Source organism: Marinobacter sp. (genome assembly GCF_033722735.1).
Taxonomy (GTDB): domain Bacteria; phylum Pseudomonadota; class Gammaproteobacteria; order Pseudomonadales; family Oleiphilaceae; genus Marinobacter.
Genome location: NZ_JAWVYN010000027.1, coordinates 1 through 16,832 on the forward strand (window position 1 = coordinate 1; position 16,832 = coordinate 16,832).

General features: G+C 63.6%; 17 protein-coding genes and 1 riboswitch. Of the genes, 7 read left to right on the top strand and 10 right to left on the bottom strand.

The features are described from left to right. From R3175_RS15830 to lpxL, 9 genes are all read right to left on the bottom strand, one after another. A partial coding sequence (locus R3175_RS15830; protein ID WP_413231786.1) for a glycosyltransferase occupies nt 1-315 on the bottom strand: 315 nt, incomplete at its 3' end. 45 nt (nt 316-360) lie between these two features. After that, nucleotides 361-1,209 carry a glycosyltransferase family 2 protein gene (locus R3175_RS15835; RefSeq protein WP_318945299.1) on the bottom strand — a complete coding sequence of 283 codons (849 nt, stop codon included), beginning with the start codon at nt 1,207-1,209 and terminating at the stop codon, nt 361-363. 97 nt (nt 1,210-1,306) lie between these two features. Continuing rightward, a complete protein-coding gene (locus R3175_RS15840) occupies nt 1,307-2,419 on the bottom strand; it encodes a glycosyltransferase family 4 protein (RefSeq protein WP_318945300.1) in 1,113 nt (370 codons plus the stop codon). Nucleotides 2,420-2,487: 68 nt separating this feature from the next. After that, entirely contained in the window at nt 2,488-3,390 is a 903-nt protein-coding gene (locus R3175_RS15845) for a lysophospholipid acyltransferase family protein (RefSeq protein WP_318945336.1), read from the bottom strand. A 119-nt stretch (nt 3,391-3,509) separates the two neighbouring features. Beyond that, nucleotides 3,510-4,175, bottom strand: a complete 666-nt coding sequence (locus R3175_RS15850) for a YrbL family protein (RefSeq protein WP_318945301.1) — start codon at nt 4,173-4,175, stop codon at nt 3,510-3,512. Next, on the bottom strand, nt 4,172-5,212 hold the full coding sequence (locus R3175_RS15855; protein ID WP_318945302.1) for a glycosyltransferase: 1,041 nt from the start codon (nt 5,210-5,212) through the stop codon (nt 4,172-4,174). Before R3175_RS15855 ends, R3175_RS15850 begins: the two co-directional genes overlap by 4 nt. Further along, nucleotides 5,209-6,330 carry a glycosyltransferase family 4 protein gene (locus R3175_RS15860; protein ID WP_318945303.1) on the bottom strand — a complete coding sequence of 374 codons (1,122 nt, stop codon included), beginning with the start codon at nt 6,328-6,330 and terminating at the stop codon, nt 5,209-5,211. Before R3175_RS15860 ends, R3175_RS15855 begins: the two co-directional genes overlap by 4 nt. Continuing rightward, nucleotides 6,327-7,280, bottom strand: coding sequence for a mitochondrial fission ELM1 family protein (locus tag R3175_RS15865; RefSeq protein WP_318945304.1), 954 nt, complete (start codon nt 7,278-7,280; stop codon nt 6,327-6,329). The genes R3175_RS15860 and R3175_RS15865 overlap by 4 nt, the downstream gene beginning before the upstream one ends. After that, nucleotides 7,280-8,227: an LpxL/LpxP family Kdo(2)-lipid IV(A) lauroyl/palmitoleoyl acyltransferase gene (gene lpxL / locus R3175_RS15870; RefSeq protein WP_318945305.1), complete on the bottom strand. Its 948-nt coding sequence runs from the start codon at nt 8,225-8,227 to the stop codon at nt 7,280-7,282. Before lpxL ends, R3175_RS15865 begins: the two co-directional genes overlap by 1 nt. A 190-nt stretch (nt 8,228-8,417) precedes the next feature. Here lpxL and waaA point away from each other — a divergent pair, with 190 nt between their 5' ends. Continuing rightward, a complete protein-coding gene (gene waaA / locus R3175_RS15875; protein WP_318945337.1) occupies nt 8,418-9,674 on the top strand; it encodes a lipid IV(A) 3-deoxy-D-manno-octulosonic acid transferase in 1,257 nt (418 codons plus the stop codon). 69 nt (nt 9,675-9,743) lie between these two features. On the opposite strand, the gene R3175_RS15880 is transcribed toward waaA, so the two are convergent. After that, on the bottom strand, nt 9,744-11,111 hold the full coding sequence (locus R3175_RS15880; RefSeq protein WP_318945306.1) for a TolC family outer membrane protein: 1,368 nt from the start codon (nt 11,109-11,111) through the stop codon (nt 9,744-9,746). 197 nt (nt 11,112-11,308) lie between these two features. After that, nucleotides 11,309-11,421, top strand: a riboswitch (TPP riboswitch). Between the two features lie 81 nt (nt 11,422-11,502). Between R3175_RS15880 and thiC the strand changes: the two genes are divergently transcribed. The 6 genes from thiC to gcvH all read left to right on the top strand — a co-directional run bounded on the left by thiC (nt 11,503) and on the right by gcvH (nt 16,659). After that, nucleotides 11,503-13,380, top strand: a complete 1,878-nt coding sequence (gene thiC / locus R3175_RS15885; protein WP_318945307.1) for a phosphomethylpyrimidine synthase ThiC — start codon at nt 11,503-11,505, stop codon at nt 13,378-13,380. A gap of 128 nt (nt 13,381-13,508) precedes the next feature. Next, nucleotides 13,509-14,150, top strand: coding sequence for an NUDIX domain-containing protein (locus R3175_RS15890; RefSeq protein ID WP_318945308.1), 642 nt, complete (start codon nt 13,509-13,511; stop codon nt 14,148-14,150). Beyond that, complete coding sequence (locus R3175_RS15895) at nt 14,143-14,628, top strand: DUF1249 domain-containing protein (protein WP_318945309.1); 486 nt, start codon at nt 14,143-14,145, stop codon at nt 14,626-14,628. Before R3175_RS15890 ends, R3175_RS15895 begins: the two co-directional genes overlap by 8 nt. Nucleotides 14,629-14,819: 191 nt before the next feature. Continuing rightward, the gene (cpdA, locus tag R3175_RS15900) at nt 14,820-15,623 is read left to right on the top strand and encodes a 3',5'-cyclic-AMP phosphodiesterase (RefSeq protein ID WP_318945310.1); all 804 of its coding nucleotides are present in this window, start codon (nt 14,820-14,822) and stop codon (nt 15,621-15,623) included. Nucleotides 15,624-15,625: 2 nt separating this feature from the next. Then, nucleotides 15,626-16,210: a YqiA/YcfP family alpha/beta fold hydrolase gene (locus R3175_RS15905; RefSeq protein ID WP_318945311.1), complete on the top strand. Its 585-nt coding sequence runs from the start codon at nt 15,626-15,628 to the stop codon at nt 16,208-16,210. Nucleotides 16,211-16,266: 56 nt separating this feature from the next. Further along, nucleotides 16,267-16,659 carry a glycine cleavage system protein GcvH gene (gene gcvH, locus R3175_RS15910; protein WP_318945312.1) on the top strand — a complete coding sequence of 131 codons (393 nt, stop codon included), beginning with the start codon at nt 16,267-16,269 and terminating at the stop codon, nt 16,657-16,659. Nucleotides 16,660-16,832: the final 173 nt, after the last annotated feature.

Sequence of the window (16,832 nt, forward strand, 5' to 3'; positions counted from 1 at the left end):
CTGGATCCGCCGTTTCAGCAACCAGCCGTTGAGCCAGCCCACCCACATAAAATGGGACTTCGGCAGGATCACGCCCAGCAACAGCCGGGACAGCAGGAACACCGGAATGCCGATCACCGATTTCAGCAGGGCCCGCAGTTGGTCCTGGTGATGCAGGTGGACCGAGGGATGTGATGGCTTCAGGTCGTTGGGATGGTTGCGGCAGGACAGCAGGTGACTGTCGTGGCCCTGCTCCGCGAAGGCGTCTGCCAGATTGACGGCCACGCGTTCCATGCCGCCCATTTTGAGGCTGTGGATAACCACCAGGGTTCTCATGGGAAGTTCCTGACGTGAGAGAGTCCAATTCTGCGGGTGCCGGTATCAGCTCCGCTGCTTGACGATGCCGTTCTCCGCCCAGTAGCTGCGGTGTTTCTTCACGGCCTTGCGAATGGCCCGGTTCTTCGCCCAGATCTCCGGCTTGGAGTAGCCCCGGGGATGGTCCAGGTGCAGGCACACGGTGGTGTAGCGGATCTGCTTGGACTTGTGGCCATAGTTCCACAGGCGCTCACCCAGCTCCCGGTCCAGCCCGCCGTACTGCATGTCTTCGTTAAAGCCGTTGACGGCAATCAGGTCTTTGGTCCAGGTGGAGCTGTTCATGCCGTTCCAGCTGGCGGCGGCGGGGGTGATCGTGTTCATCAGCTTCTGCCGGAAGGCCGAACGGGTCAGTTTGGTCAGCTTGTGGGACTTGGGCTGGCCCTGGGCCACCAGCCAGTCGATGGAGAAAATATCACCATCGCGGATGTGCTGCTCGGTGATCAGCTCCGACACCGGCATGGTCAGCTTGATGTAGCCGCCGGACAGGAAGTAGCCGGGGCGGGCGAGTTGGGCGTGGGTGCCCACAAAGTTCGGCTCGGGAATGCAGTCACCGTCGGTGAAAATCAGGTAGTCGCAGTCGGTCTCCCGGATCGCCTTATTGAGGATCTGGCATTTCCGGAACCCCTGATCCTCATGCCAGACGTGGTCGATGGTCAGCCGGCCCCGGTCCTGGTACTTGCGAATGAGCTCGGCGGTCTCGCTGCCGGAGCCATCATCGGCAATAATCACCCGGAAATCACGATAGGTCTGCTGCTCGTAGCCGATCAATACCTTCTCGAGCCATACCGGCGAATTGTAGGTGGTGATGACGACGCCGATATTCTCGGGCGGATTGGGGGACTGACGCTTAAACATAGGGATTCCGACTACTCCATCCATTGACGGCATCCGAGCATCCGGCGGCCGTCCAATTTGGCGTCAGTATACAGGTTTTGGCGTCAGGATTGGCACCTCATCGGGCCGTCTGGTTGCCTGGGCGGAGCGGAGTAAAGGCCGGGCGCCGGTTCCGCTCCAGTTCCCGATAGAGGTCCAGTGTATTCTGCACGAAGCGTTCGGGGGCGAAGTCGTTGTGCAGGCGCTGCCGGGCGCCCTGGCCCAGTTGCTCGCGCAGTTCGGCGGAGGCCTGCAGGCGCTCCAGGGCCCGGGCCAGTGCAGAGGCATCGGCGGGCGGGACCACCAGGCCGCTGCGGCCGTGCTCGATCAGTTCCGTGGGTCCCGGAATATCGGTGATCACCGTGGCCACCCCCTGGGCCATGGCCTCCTTCACCGAGCGGGGCAGGCCTTCCAGGGTGGAGGGCTGGACATAGACATTGGCCCGGCGCAGCCAGCGGGCGGCCCGTGGCTGGGGGCCCGCGAGGAAGATGCGGTCTGCGGCCGGGCCTGCTTGCACCCGTTGTGGAAGGTCGCTGTCGTAGTCGCCGACGATTACCAGGTGGGCCGATTCAAGCTGGGCCTGGTGAAACGCGTCAATCAGGAACCTCACGCCCTTGTGGGGACGCCCCCTGGAGTTGCCGATGTGCATCACGGTAAAGCGGTCGTCGGGCAGTGTCGGAAACCCGGCCGGCAGCTCCTCGTCGGTTCCCAGCCACTCGGGGCTGTAACCCTTGGGGTTCAAGACCAGCTTGTGACGCGGCAGGAAGCGGCTCAGGTATTCGTGGATTGACCGGCTGACACAGATGATCCGTGCTACCCGGGGGTTGAGCAGGCCCAGCCAATAAGTGGGGTCGAACCGGCGTATCCGGGAATTGGTACCGCGGTAGCCGATGACCTGGACCTGGGTAAAGTAACTGGCCCAGATGGCGTTGGCCAGGGAGGACGAGTCGGTTGCATGGATCACGGTGACCCCAAGCTCGCGGACCAACCGGCGGATCTGGCCGATCAGGGCCGGCTGAAACTTGCCCCGTCCGCGCCGCGCCTCAATATACAGACCATGTTGCTCCAGCGCGGGGCGGGCCAGGCAGTGGGGGGAGGCCAGTACTCGCATGGGTACCCCCATCCGGTGAAGACTGAGGATCAGATGCAGTTCGGAGGCATCCGGGCTGGGCTTGATAAACAGTACTTGCATCGGCTTGGCCATCTGGTTGCGATGGCCAAACTGTATCCTGCGACTATTAAGGTTTTCTTAAACCGAAGCTACTTGCACAGACGGTCGGGGTAATAGGGGTTGACCTCGCCGGTGGGGCGATGACGCCAGCGCTTGTACTCCCACTGGTACTGGGCCGGTAACGCCCGCACACACTGCTCGATGGAACGGTTCAGCGCCGTGGTGGCCACCACCGGATCGCTGTCCGCCAGGCCGGGCTCCACCGGACGGACCACGATGCGGAAGCCACGGCCTGCGGGCAGGCGTTCGGCGTAGGTAATCAGGGCCTGGGCGCCGGTGCGTTGCATCAGCTTGGAAACCAGTGTCATGGTGCGCACTTCCATGCCGAAGAAGGGCGCGTAGGCGTTGCCCTTGCCGCGGGGGGACTGGTCCGGCAGGATGCCGGCCACGCCGCCTTCCCGCAGGAGGGTGGCCAGCCGGGCCAGGCCGCGGCGGTCACCGCGCACCAGCTCCGATCCCAGCCGTCCACGAACACGGATCATGTAGTCCTCGAATGCCCGGATGTGAGGGGGGCTGTACAGGGCTGCCATCTTGAAGCGGGAGGAGAAATACAGCCCGGCCAGTTCCCAGTTGCCCAGGTGGGGAGCCAGCAAGATCAGTCCCTTGCCGCTTTCCAGGGCATCGGTCACCAGGGAGTCGCCTTCCACTTCCCGGATCAGCCCCAGGCATTTGTCCACCGGCCATTCCCACATCAGTGGGATTTCCAGGGCGGTCTGCCCGGTATGGCTGAGGCTTTGGCGGGCCAGGGCCTTGCGTTCCTCCGGGGGCAGTTCCGGGAAGCCAATGCCCAGATTGACTTCGGTGACGCGACGGGATTCGGTTCTCAGCCACCAACCCAGGGTTCCCAGAAACCGGCCGATGGCCTGGGCGGCCCGCAGAGGTAATTTGCCGGCCAGTTTGAGGGCGAATATCAGGAAAGTTGCTTTAGACAGAGCCACGTTGTCAGGGGTCCCGGATCACTCGTTAAAATTGTGCGGCAAGCTATCACTAACGCCCATGGTCGGCAAGGGCCGGCTGGCCGCAGCATGCCGGCGGCTCGGCAGTATCTCCATCAACGGTTCTGCACCGCCTCCCAGCGCTCGCGGCGGCCACCCAGTTCCCACCGGATTCTGCGGTGGAACCTTTGGATCTTGCGACCGATGGCCCGGCGTCGCAGGGACGGCTGATGAGCCAGCAGCCGCTGGAGGGAAGGCGCGCCCAGGCCGTCGATCAGGTACAGCTCGGGCTGGCCGCTGCGGTTGGATACCACCAGGTTATGGGGCAGCAGGTTACGGGTCAGGATGCCGTAGTCCTGTAACCACCGGCAGAACCGGTCAATGGCCCGTTCCAGCTCCGGGGTCAGCGGTCGGCGCAGGTAGTGTTCCAGGGTGGGGCTGGGATGACCGCTGCGGTCGGTGATCAGGTCGCTGACGTTGGCCCGGCCCAGGGTGGTGATCTCATCGTCGTAGAGCCTGGGCAGATGCTGCCAGAGCGCCGCCTCCTGCGGGCCGCCCAGTCGCCGGGCGATGGCCGGTTGACCATAACCCAGGTGCTCCTGGCGGTTGTCATCCAGCCGCCGCTTGCCCAGCAGCCGCTTGGCCGGGGATTGCCGCCGGTAACGCTGCTCCAGGCTGTCGGGTTTGAGCACTTTCAGGCACCGGCCCGGTTGATCCGGGTGCCGGAAGCACAGGCGATTGGCGCCGGAGGCGAAGGGTCTGGACTGGCTCAGGTCGATCAACCGAGGGCCTCCCGCTGGACCAGCGCCCGGTACCAGGCTTCGGTCCGTTCGGTCATGGCCGTGGCGGTAAACTCGGTGCTGGCTCGCCGCATGGCGTCGGCCTGCCGGTCCCGGAGCCCATCGAGCGAACTGAGGTGGGTGATGAGCAGTGCCTGCAGGGCCGCCACACTGGCATCCGCTGCCAGACAGTCCGGTGGCAGTAGTTCGGGCGCACAACCCACCGGGGGGGAAAGCACCGGGCAGCCGGCCTGCAGGGCCTCGATGACCAGGTAACCGAACCCTTCCCGCTCGGAGCTGACCACAACCACATCGGCCTGGGCTAGCCAGGCCTGTAAATCCTCGCAGTAACCCGCCAGGGTGACCCGATGCGTCGCCTCGAGGCCGTCAATGAGGTTTTGCAGATGGGCCCGCTGGCTGCCCTCGCCGGCAATGATCAGGTGCCCGGGGGGGGGCAGCGCCGCCCAGGCCTGGATCAGCCGGTCAAAACCTTTCACCGGTTCCAGCCGGCCGGCAGCCAGCACCAACGGGCGTGTCAGGGCCTTTGGCAAGGTGGCTGGGGCCTGGTCCCAGTGCGGCGCTGCCGGTTCGAGGCCGTTATGGATCAGTTCTTTGTGTGGGTGGTTCAGCCCTTCGAACACCTGCTGGCTTACCGCAATGACGCCGTGGAGGCGACGGAAGCTGGTGTGGGAGGACTTGAGGCCATGAACGGTGCCGACGCTGACGGTCCCCGCTGGGGTGGTGACCGAGAGCAAGGCAGCGGCCTTGTTGCCCTGGGCATGGCACAGGTCCGGGCGGATCTGTCGCAGGCTCTGACGCAGCCGGTGGCGGAGCCAGGGGTTGCGTCGCCCCAAGCCCACCGGCAGCGGGTGGAAAATGAGCGGAGCCGGGAAGCGGTCGGCGTAATCCGGGTGCGCCAGGATGTGCAAGGCATGGCCGCGGTGGGCCAGTGCCAGTGCCAGCGTCCGGGTGTATTGTTCCATGCCGCCCCAGGTCGTGGCCGGGGTGGCGAGCACCATGGCGACGGTGAGCGCCTTCATCGGTCGGCACCTAAGCGATGGGATTCGAGTACCCGGCGGTAGACTGCCAGGGTGGCCTCGGTCTGGGCCTCCAGGCGAAAGCGCTCGGGCAGTTCGATGTGGTGATGGGGCCGCTGGGCGAGGGCCATGGCCTTGTCGGTAAATTCCCCGATGTGATCGGGGGTGACCAGTCCCTCGGGAAAGCAGGCGCGCAGGGTTTCGGCCGCGCCGCCACGGTCGAAGGCCACCACCGGCGTGCCGGCGGCCAGCGCCTCGGTCACGGTACGGCCAAAGGGCTCCGGTTTGGTGGACATATGGCAGACCAGGGTGGCCTGGCTGTACAGGTCCGCCATGTCGCTGCGCTGCCCCAGGAAGGTCACCTTGTCATCCAGCCCCAGTTCGCTGCGATGTACCTCCAGCTCCCGCAGGAAGCGGTGTTTGCCCGGTTCCACGCCCCCCACGATCACGCCGTGAAGGTCCCGGTGCCGGCGTGTCATCTCCGCCATCGCATCGAGGAACAGCAGTTGCCCCTTCCAGCGGGAAATGCGCCCGGGCATCAAAACCAACCGTTTACCCGCCAGTTCCGGGTAGTCGCGATACAGGGCGGCCGACCATTCGGCGCTGGGGGCATGGTTGCGAAAACTGGCGGTGTCCACACCGCGCTGGATGACGGACAGTCGCTCCGGGGGGACCCGGTAGTGCTGCAGCACGTAGTCCCGGACGCAGTTGGACACCGCAATCACATGCTCGGCCTTGGCCATGATGGCACTGTAGGGGTTCACCGAATACATGCCATGAAAGGTGGATACCAGTGCCGGCCGCTCCTGCGGTGGTAGCCCATTCCAGGCCAGACGGGTGATCCAGGCCGGCATGCGGGAGCGGACATGAACCACGTCTGGCTGCAGGTCCCGCAGCAGCTGTCTTACCGGACCGATCAGCCGAAATGAGGCTGGGGATTTCCGATGCACCGGCAGGCTGATGTGATGGCTACCCTGGCGGTCCAGCAGTGCGGTCATCGGCCCCCCGGCGGACAGCACAAAGGACTCATGGTCTCGCTTGACCAGTTCTGCCGCAAACTCGACGGTGCCCCGTTCAACCCCCCCGCTCTCCAGTGCGGGTAACACCTGCAATACCCTCATGCGGCAACGTCCTTCAGCACGGTCTCGATCAGCCAGGCGGCGGCGCGATCGGCTTCCCACAGCTGCGGCGACAACAAACTTGCCTGATTCATGACACCCGACTGGTCGCGCCATAGCGCAGCCCGGCCGCTTTCCACCAGGTTGGCGATACCGCGGGCAATGCGGCTGTGGGGCACCGGTGCCAGCTCGAACAGGCCGGTGGGGACGCCGGAGGTCACCGCCTCATACACCATGGAGTTGCTGTCGGGAGTGACCCAGACCGCCCGGGACTGGGACAGCCGTTCCGCCAGCCAGCGAGGGCCGGTGCGGCGATGGTCGACCACGGTCACCTTGGGGCCGGCCAGGCTGCGCAGTCGCTCGCTCAGTTCGGTGGGGGTGCGCCGGGACCCGCTGAGGGTCCAGCGCCAATCGGGATGCTGCTGCATCAGCTGCAGCACCTGATCAAAAACCGCATTGTCATTCCATTCGAAGTGCCGGGACGGTCCGCCAATGAGCACCAGGGCCTCGGGTTTGTCAGCGAGCCGGGCCAGCGGCGTGATGGCATTGAGCACACCATCGCTCAGCAGTATGCGGGCGCCGGGCGAAACGTCGTCGTGTTGGGGAATAATGGCCGCATCCACCCAGCCCAGCGGAAACGAGGGTTTCATCAGCACCACCGTGCGGCAGCGTTTCAGGCGCCTCAGCGACAGCAGCAGGCGATGGGTACTGGAACCTGCAGCCAGGATCAGGTTGGGTGCCGGCAAGGAACGGTCCAGTACGGGCGGAAGGCCCATCAGGGCGCGCCACAGCGAAACCGGGTAATGGCGGGCGTCGAGCCAGTGAAGACTGGCACCACAGAGAACCTGCAGGCGACTGCCCAGGCCCCGCAACTGATTCTCATGGCCGGGTTTGTGGTCGGTCAGCAGCCATACCACCGGTGCCGGTCCCTGTAGGTTGCCGGATGCGGCCATCAGGCAGAGTCCTTGTAAAGATCCGGGTCCGTGGCGGATGGGCGGGTCTTGAAGCGCCGGTGCATCCAGAGGTACTGATCCGGGTGACGGCGGATTTCCTGCTCGATGGTGTGGTTCACCAGGGTGGCGTCCGCCAGGTCGTCGCCCGAGGGGAAGTTGGCCAGCGGCGGGAGAAAGTGGATGTCGTAACCGGGGCGCCCCGGCTGTCGGAAATGGCTGAACGGAATCACCGCGCAACCACTGCGTTCGGCAATCCGCGAGGTCGCGGTAATGGTGCCGGCCGGCACGTCGAAGAAGGGCGCGAAGACAATGCCCTTGCGGCCATAGTCCTGGTCGGTGGCGTACCAGACGGTGCGGTTCTGTTTCAGGCGCTTGAGCAGGCCGCGCAGGTCCTTGCTGTCCAGGGCGACGCCATATCGCCGTTCCCGGGCTCGGGTCATCACGGCGTTCAACAACGGGTTGTTGTGGTCCCGCTGCATCACGTCGGCGTCAATGTAGAGAGACACCAGGCTACCGCCCAGGTCCAGGGTGCTGTAATGCCCGCCCAGCAGCAGCACGCCGTTGCCCCGGTCGAGCGCCGCCTGCAGGTGGTCGAGGCCGTGGACCCGGGTGATGCTGCGAAACCGCTCCGGGTTGCGGAACCAGGCCAGGCCGATTTCCATGATGCCAATGCCGTTGGAGTGGAAGGATTTGCGCACCAGCGCCTGTTGCTCCCTGGGGGACAGTTCGGGGAAGCAGAGCCGGATATTGATTTCGGCAATGTGACGGCGGCGTGGAATCAGCCGGTAGGCCAGTTCGCCCAGCAGTTTGCCCAATGCCCACTGCAGGCGTAGCGGGAGCCGGGCCAGCAGCCACATCAATCCAATCAGCAGCCATGTTGGCCACCACCGGGGTTGCCAGTAGCGGGAGTAGCGGGTGTCGCGTGTCTTTTTCCTGCGCTTGCTCACAATGATCTGTCCATCACCAAACTGGCCAGAAGTTTAGCAGTCCCGTAAGCCCCCGCTAAAGTCTGTCGTCGCGGTATTTTCATGAACAATTCCAGAAAGTTGATCATCAGAGGCGACTTCACCGGATCTTCAAGCGAAACCGTAATGGTTTCGGTAGAATGGCCGCCGCACCTACTGAACTGGAGCCATGATGCTGCATTTTCTGTACTCACTGTTCTTTCGTTTCGCCTTGCCCTTCGTGCTGCTGCGGCTGTGGTGGAGTGGACGGGAGAATCCGGAAGTATGGCGCAATTGGCAGCAGCGTCTGGGCTATGTTTCCCGCTCTGAAGAGCCGGTGATTTGGGTACATGCCGTCTCGGTCGGTGAAACCATCGCCGCGGCGCCTCTGGTCAAGGCGCTGCTGAGCCGCAATCCGGGGTCCTCCATCCTGATGACCGCCATGACTGTCACCGGACTGGAGCGGGCGCGGGTGATGTTTGGCGACCAGGTCCGCTACGCGTATTCCCCCTACGATACCCCCGGCTCGGTTCGGCGCTTTGTTGAACGGGTACGGCCCCGGGCGCTGGTGATCATGGAAACCGAACTTTGGCCCAACATGATCGCCGCCACCCGGCGGCGCCAGGTTCCCATTTTCCTGATCAACGCCCGCCTGTCGGAGCGTTCCGCCCGGGGCTACGAGCGGGTCGGTTCACTGGTGCGGCCGTTGCTGGCCAGCATTGGCTGGATCGCGGCCCAGGCCCGCGAGGATGCCAGCCGGTTCCTGCGTATCGGTGCTCAGCCGGAGACGGTTTCGGTCACCGGCAGCATCAAGTTCGACGTGGACATCACCCCGGAGTTGCGTGCGGCCGCCCGTCAGGTGAGGGCGGCGTTCGGCGACAACCGGCCGGTGTGGATTGCGGCCAGTACCCATGAGGGGGAGGATCGTCAGTTACTGGATGCTCACCGCCAGGTGCTGGCCCACCACCCGGAGAGTCTGCTGGTGATTGTGCCTCGTCACCCAGAGCGTTTCGACGATGTGGCCGCCCTGGTCACGGCGCAGGGGCTGTCCCTGGCACGGCGGTCAAAGGGCGAGTCGCCGGCGGCGATGCAGGTGTATCTGGGCGACACCATGGGGGAGTTGCTGATGCTGTTCGGCGCGTCGGATATTGCCTTTGTCGGTGGCTCACTGATCGAACGGGGCGGTCATAACCCTCTGGAGCCCGCGGCCTGGGGGATGCCGGTGCTCTCCGGTCCCCACGTATTCAACTTCGAGACCATCTACGGCCAATTGGCCGATGGGGAGGGCGTGTTCATCACCGAGGACTGTCAGCAACTGGCGGCGCGGCTGAATTCCCTGATTGGCGACCCGGCGCTGGCGGACCGTGCCGGAAACAACGCGCTGGCGGTGGTTGAGGCTAACCGGGGCGCGTTGGCGCGGGTGGTGGACGGCATCATGGGCCGTGTTTGAGGGAGCCGAGACACCGAGTGGGCAGTGCGGGGACAGGTTTTAACCTGTCCCCAGCGGTTTAGAGATCGATTAATTACCGCCGCGGGGATCGATGGTCTCGTCGTCGTTGGCGAGCGCTTCGATCCCGGGGGCCGAGGCGCTGAGCCACTGGTTCAGGTCCATCAGATCCTGCGGGCTCAGGGTGCCGGCGGCCTGTTTCAGCTGCAGTGTGTTGACCACGTAGTCGTAGCGGGCGTTGGCGTAGTCCTGCAGGGCCACGTAGTAATTGCGCTCGGCATCCAGTACTTCGACGATATTCCGGGTACCGACATCGTAACCCGCCCGGGTGGCGTCCAGGGCACTGCGGCGGGAGACAATGGTCTGTTCCAGGGCAGCGGCGGACTCAATGTTGGTATTGACGCTGCGATACAGGCTGCGGGTGTTCACCCGCACATCCCGGCGCACCGTTTCCAGGGTCTGTTGGGCCACGTCCACCAGCGAGCGCTGCTGGCGGACACTGGCCTGGGTGCCGCCACCGGTGTAAAGGGGAACGTTCAGGGTCAGGCTCAGCGAACCCTGGGTGGTGGAGCCATCGCGCAGGCCTGTGCGGGTGCCATCCACGTCGGACTCGCCGTAGGAGGCGTTTAGGTCCAGGGTGGGGTAGTGGCCGGACTTGGCGGTTTTCAGGGTGGACTCGCTGGCGTCCAGGTCGTACTGGGCGGACCGGATGCGCCAGTTCTGGTCCAGTGCGGTGTTCTCCCAGGCGCTCGGGTCCAGCGGCTCCGGGCGGGCCAGGGGGAACGCTTGGGCCAGGTTGTCCACCTGCTCGGTGAATTCGCCGGTGAGCCGGGCCAGCTGCTCCCGGGCGATGTCCAGGTCGCTTTCGGCGGCGATGCGGAGGCTCTTGCTGGAGTCGTAGCTGGCACGGGCCTCGTAGACTTCGGTGATGGCGATCAGGCCCACGTCGAACCGTTCCTGGGCCTGTTCGTATTGACGCTGGATGGCGGCTTCGGTGGCACGGGCGGTGGTCAGGTTGTCGGAGGCGCGCAAGACGTTGAAATAGGCAACGGCAACGTCCAGGATCAGTTGCTGCTGGGCCAGGTTGTACTGGGCCCGCGCCGATTCACTCTGGTACTTGCTGGTGTCGTAACGGTACCAGCTGTCCGCCCGAAAAAGAGGCTGGGTGAGCTGCACGCCGTAGGACAGGGTACGTTCTCCGTTATCGACGTTCGGCCCATCCAGGTCTGAGTAATCGGCATCGCCGAAGGCGAAAATCTGCGGCAGCAACGAGCTCTGGCTGACATCCACGTTGGCCTGCTGGGCCTCGTAACTGGCGCGGGCGGCTGCGATCCCGGAATCGTAGGACAGGGCCTTTTCGTACGTCTCAATCAGATCGATCGACAGGGCCGGCTGGGTCACCAGCAGGCCGACCAGTCCGGAAAGCAGTCGTTTCTTCATGTCATCTCCTTAAGAGTGAAAAGCCCTGGGGCCGGAATCCTGCGCATGCGCTGCGCGCTGTCCAGCACCATTGCCCCGGCCACAGTCATTGGCCGCTTATATCCTTAATCGGTAAGCGCGAGCCATTATGGACAATATTTGAGTTGATCTCTACACTTGCATCTGGCATCTATTTACGAGGCCAATGACTGACATATCGCGTCTTGACGGGGTGCTGGCTCAACCGTAACGGGCCGGCTGAGATGGCATGGCTGAACCCGCTGACCTGACCCGGATAATACCGGCGTAGGAATTCGAGGCAACACACCGGAACGTGCCCTGGGCTGACCAGAAAGCTACGTGTTCCCGTCATACGCGACCCGACCAATCCAGCAAATTTAGGGACGCTAAGATGACGACGATACCTCCGCACCTGAGTGAATCGGCCCAGGTCGACCGTGCCGCGGTTGAGCCCCTTCCCCAATCCCGCAAGATCTATGTTGAAGGCAGCCGACCGGACATCCGGGTGCCGATGCGGGAAATTTCCGTGAGCGACACCCCCACCGAAATGGGGGGCGAGAAGAACCCGCCCGTGGTGGTGTATGACACCTCCGGCCCCTACACCGACCCGGAGGCCAACATCGATGTCCGCACGGGCCTGGCTCCGCTGCGGGCGAAGTGGATCGAGGAGCGGGGAGACGTCGAACAACTGGACGGCTACAGCTCCGAATTCACCCGCCGTCGCATGAAAGACCCGCAGCTCGATCCCCTGCGCTTCATGGATGAGCGGAAGCCGCTCAAGGCCAAGGCCGGAAAAAACGTCACCCAGATGCACTACGCCCGTCAGGGCATTGTGACCCCGGAGATGGAGTACATCGCCATCCGGGAGAACCAGAAGCTGCAGGAGGCCCGCGACAAGGGGCTGTTGAAACAGCAGCATCCGGGCCAGCCGCTGGGAGCGTCCCTGCCGGACGAGATTACGCCGGAGTTTGTCCGTGACGAGGTGGCCCGCGGCCGGGCCATTATTCCCGCCAACATCAACCACCCGGAGTCCGAGCCGATGATCATCGGTCGCAACTTCCTGGTGAAGATCAATGGCAACATCGGCAACTCGGCGGTCACGTCCTCCATTGAGGAAGAGGTGGAAAAACTCACCTGGGGCATTCGCTGGGGCGCCGATACCATCATGGACCTGTCCACCGGCAAGAACATCCACGAAACCCGGGACTGGATCATCCGCAATTCCCCGGTGCCCATCGGGACCGTCCCCATCTACCAGGCCCTGGAAAAGGTGGGCGGCGTGGCCGAGGACCTGACCTGGGAGGTCTTCCGCGACACCCTGATCGAGCAGGCCGAGCAGGGGGTGGACTATTTCACCATCCACGCCGGGGTACGGCTGCACCATGTGCCGCTGACCGCCAAGCGGGTCACCGGGATTGTCTCCCGGGGTGGCTCGATCATGGCCAAGTGGTGCCTGGCCCATCACACCGAGAGCTTCCTCTACACCCATTTCGAGGAAATCTGCGAGATCATGAAGGCCTACGACGTGTCTTTCAGTCTCGGTGACGGCCTGCGCCCGGGCTCCATTGCCGATGCCAACGATGCCGCCCAGTTCGGCGAGCTGGAGACTCTCGGGGAACTGACCAAGATTGCCTGGAAGCACGACGTCCAGGTGATGATCGAGGGCCCCGGTCACGTGCCCATGCACCTGGTCAAGGAGAACATGGACAAGCAGTTGGAGTGCTGTGACGAGGCGCCGTTCTATACCCTGGGGCCGCTGATCACCGACATCGCGCCGGGCTACGACCACATCACCTCCGGTATCGGTGCCGCGATGATCGGCTGGTACGGCTGCGCCATGCTGTGCTACGTCACGCCTAAGGAGCACCTGGGGCTGCCCAACAAGGACGACGTCAAGACCGGCATCATCACCTATAAGATCGCCGCCCACGCCGCCGACCTGGCCAAGGGGCATCCGGGAGCCCAGGTGCGTGACGACGCCCTGTCCAAGGCCCGCTTCGAGTTCCGCTGGGAAGACCAGTTCAACCTGGGCCTGGATCCGGACACGGCTCGGGCGTTCCATGATGAGACCCTGCCGAAGGAGTCCGCCAAGGTGGCGCACTTCTGCTCCATGTGCGGTCCCAAGTTCTGCTCCATGCAGATCTCCCAGGAAGTGCGGGATTACGCCAAGGAAAAAGGCCTGGATGCCGCCGAGGCGGTGGATGCGGGGATGCAGGAAAAGTCCCAGCAATTCAAGGCCTCAGGCAGCAAGCTCTACGACAAGATCTGATCGCCGTAAGCAATGCCCGGGTGCGCCAGCCGGCGCCCCGGGTCCCTCCGTTGACGCTTGCAATGCCATCAGGGCTCCGGCTATCGTTGTTTTTTGATTGTTCCGGAATCAGGAGTAGCCAACCCTCCATGGCGCAACCAACAGAAGTCAAGCCACGCCAGTTTGGGCAGGACGATGTCCACGTCTCGAAGCGGGAAACCGTGTTCCAGGGCTTTTTCCGCATGGACAAGCTCTGGCTGACCCACCCCCGTTTCGCCGGCGGCGAGATGCCCCAGTTCACCCGCGAGCTGTTCATCCGTGGTGATGCGACCTGCGTGTTGCCCTACGACCCCGTCCGTGAAGAGGTGGTTTTGCTGGAGCAGTTCCGTGCTGGCGTCTTGGGACGTGCCCAGTCGCCCTGGCTGCTGGAGTTGGTGGCCGGTATGAACGAGGAAGGCGAGACGCCGGAGCAGGTGGCGCACCGGGAGGGTGAGGAGGAGGCGGGGCTGTCGTTCCGGCGGCTGGAGAAAATCTGCGACTACCTGGTATCACCCGGTGGCAGCACCGAACTGATTCACCTCTATTGTGGCCAGGTCTCCTCGGAACATGCCGGAGGCATCCACGGTATCGAGGCGGAGCACGAGGACATCCGGGTGCACGTGGTAGCCCTCAACGAAGCCGTCGCCATGGTGGATGACGGTCGTATCAACAACGCCGCAGCCATCATTGCCCTGCAGTGGCTGCAGCTCAATCATCAGCGCCTGTGTGACGCCTGGAGCCAGTATGACTGAATGGGTCAAGAAGCCGCGCCGTTATGTGCCGGATCTGCGCAGGCTGGGGGCCTTGTGCGAGGGCAATTATCGTCGGCTCGAGCGTTTGAGACAGCTGGAGGCGGGCGGGCAGCCGGTGTCCGAGTTCGAGCTGCACCGTGGTGACCTCTACCTGGGCCGGGTACGCATGCGGGTGTTGCAGACGGCCCGCTTCACCGAGACCTTGCTCCTCGAACAGATCCATAATGGCGGCAAGTGGCTGAACAATCCGGAGCTGACGGTTCGTATCTACCACGATGCAGGCATGGCCGAGGTGATCAGCTGCTACCGCGATCGCCGCATTGCCCCGGTCAATGATTACCCGAACCGGTTTATGCACCATCCAGATGAGAAGGTACAAATCAACAGCTTCCTGGCGGATTGGCTGGATTACTGTCTAAAGTTCGGGCACACCCCCTTCGAGCTGGCGGTCTGGCCAGTGGATGACGGTGTTGGTTGAAACACCTTGACCCATGCATGGTCGGCGGCACAAGAATGTGAAGCGAATGGCGGAATCTGGTGGCCGGTCTGATAGATTGCCAGAAGGGCTGTGCCATTGAACCCCGGCAGCGCCGCTCGCCAGGAAACCCACAATCCTTTGGACGGTCGTACTGCAACGGAGCGGTGCGATAAACGGAATAACCAGGTGCCATGACTCGACGAGACCCTCCCCCCGCATTACGGGTACTGCAACTGACCGATCCCCATCTGATGGCTGATCCGACCGGGGAGCTGCTGGGCGTCAATACCCGGGACAGCTTTGATGCGGTGCTCGATCAAATACAGCGCGATGGGATCCTGCCCGATTTGATCCTGGCTACTGGCGACCTGGCACAGGATTGTTCCGAAGATGCCTACCGCCTGTTTGCAGAAAAACTGGCCATTTTCAATTGCCCCGTTCTCTGGCTGTCCGGCAATCACGACGACGCCGCCACCCTGGAACGCATGGCCGGCGTGGAGTCGGGCCGTAAGCAACTGGTTCAGGGCGGCTGGCATTTTATCCTGTTGGACTCGTCCGTGCCCCATCAGGTGCATGGTGAGCTCAGTAACCGCGAATTGACCTTTCTGGACGAGGCCCTGACTGCGCAGCCGGAACTGCCGACGCTGGTGGCGCTCCATCATCATCCGGTGGATATCGGGTCCCGGTGGATGGACCGTATCGGGCTGAAGAACCGGGACGCCTTCTGGCGGGTGATCGATCGCCACCCGCAGGTCAAGGTGGTGCTCTGGGGGCACATCCATCAGGAGCTGGATCAGGCCCGCGGCAATGTCCGCCTGCTGGCGTCCCCTTCCACCTGCATTCAGTTCACGGCCGGTTCCGATGACTTCGCCGTGGAGGCGCTGCCGCCGGGCTACCGCTGGCTGGAACTGGCTCCTTCCGGGGACTGCCAGACCTGGGTGGGACGGGCCGGCGATTTCCGGTTCGATCTGGATATCAACAGCAGCGGGTACTGACCGTGCGACCGGCGATTGTCTATCTCCACGGCTTCAATAGCTCCCCCCGGTCCCAGAAAGCCAATGAACTGAAAGCCTGGCTGCCGGACCTCAACCCGGACATCGACCTGTTGGTGCCGGAGCTCGGGTTTGATCCCCGCCGGGCCTATCAACGGGCCTGCGACACCTTGACCTCGGTGGCCGGGCGTCCGCTGGGGCTGATCGGTAGTTCCCTGGGCGGCTACTATGCGACAGCCCTGAGTCAGCAGTTTGGGCTGCGGGCGGCGCTGATCAACCCCGCCATCTATCCTTACGAGCTGCTCCACGATTATCTGGGCCCCCAACACAACCCCTACACCGGAGAGCGCTATACTCTCACCACGGACCATATGGAGGCATTGAAGGCGTTGGAACCAGGCCCGATAAAGCGGCCGGAGAACCTGTTCCTGCTCCTGCAAACCGGTGATGAAACCCTGGATTACCGGGAGGCGCTGCGCCGACATCCCCATTCGCCATGCTGGATACAGGCTGGCGGCGATCACCGCTTCCAGAATTTCGAGGTGGTGGTGCCCGCGATCTTGAGCTTCCTGGGGATGGCGCGGACGTAGAGGGCGATGGTGTCTTCGGGTAAACTGCGCGAAAAAAATACGCCAAGGATTCCAAAATGAGTGAAATTCCAGCCAACGTGAAATACATCGAAACGCACCAGTGGGTTCGGGTTGAGGATGACGGCACCGCCACGGTCGGCATCACCGACTTTGCCCAGGAGCAATTGGGGGATGTGGTCTACATCGGCCTGCCCGATGTGGGGGTCACGGTCAATGGCGGCGAAGAGGCGGGTGTGGCCGAATCCGTCAAGTCCGCGTCCGACGTGTTCAGCCCGGTGACCGGCGAGGTGCTTGAGATCAACGAGGCCCTGGAGGACGAGCCGGAAAAGGTGAACGAGGATCCCTACGGCGAGGGCTGGATGTTCAAGGTCAAGCTGGCGGATGCGGGTGAGCTGGACAGTCTGCTGGATGCGGACGCTTACGCCGACCTGGTGGCCGAGCAGGAATAGGCCGAGTGCGCTCCCGGGGCAGGTTCCGGCCTGTCCCGATCCCTTCCCCAGCTTGCGCTCGCGCTCCTGAGCGAGTGAGATTCCCGACCTTGTCACCGTGATTCGCCCGGGCACTTCATGAATCGCGGGATTTCGCTGGCCTGGCCGGTCCCCGTTCGATCCACTGACGCCGT

Bases quoted from the DNA above. Each gene is read 5' to 3' on its own strand.
- R3175_RS15835 (WP_318945299.1), bottom strand. From the start codon at position 1,209: ATGTTTAAGCGTCAGTCCCCCAATCCGCCCGAGAATATCGGCGTCGTC.
- R3175_RS15840 (WP_318945300.1), bottom strand. From the start codon at position 2,419: ATGCAAGTACTGTTTATCAAGCCCAGCCCGGATGCCTCCGAACTGCAT.
- R3175_RS15855 (WP_318945302.1), bottom strand. From the start codon at position 5,212: ATGAAGGCGCTCACCGTCGCCATGGTGCTCGCCACCCCGGCCACGACC.
- R3175_RS15860 (WP_318945303.1), bottom strand. From the start codon at position 6,330: ATGAGGGTATTGCAGGTGTTACCCGCACTGGAGAGCGGGGGGGTTGAA.
- R3175_RS15865 (WP_318945304.1), bottom strand. From the start codon at position 7,280: ATGGCCGCATCCGGCAACCTACAGGGACCGGCACCGGTGGTATGGCTG.
- waaA (WP_318945337.1), top strand. From the start codon at position 8,418: ATGCTGCATTTTCTGTACTCACTGTTCTTTCGTTTCGCCTTGCCCTTC.
- R3175_RS15880 (WP_318945306.1), bottom strand. From the start codon at position 11,111: ATGAAGAAACGACTGCTTTCCGGACTGGTCGGCCTGCTGGTGACCCAG.
- thiC (WP_318945307.1), top strand. From the start codon at position 11,503: ATGACGACGATACCTCCGCACCTGAGTGAATCGGCCCAGGTCGACCGT.
- R3175_RS15890 (WP_318945308.1), top strand. From the start codon at position 13,509: ATGGCGCAACCAACAGAAGTCAAGCCACGCCAGTTTGGGCAGGACGAT.
- R3175_RS15895 (WP_318945309.1), top strand. From the start codon at position 14,143: ATGACTGAATGGGTCAAGAAGCCGCGCCGTTATGTGCCGGATCTGCGC.
- cpdA (WP_318945310.1), top strand. From the start codon at position 14,820: ATGACTCGACGAGACCCTCCCCCCGCATTACGGGTACTGCAACTGACC.
- gcvH (WP_318945312.1), top strand. From the start codon at position 16,267: ATGAGTGAAATTCCAGCCAACGTGAAATACATCGAAACGCACCAGTGG.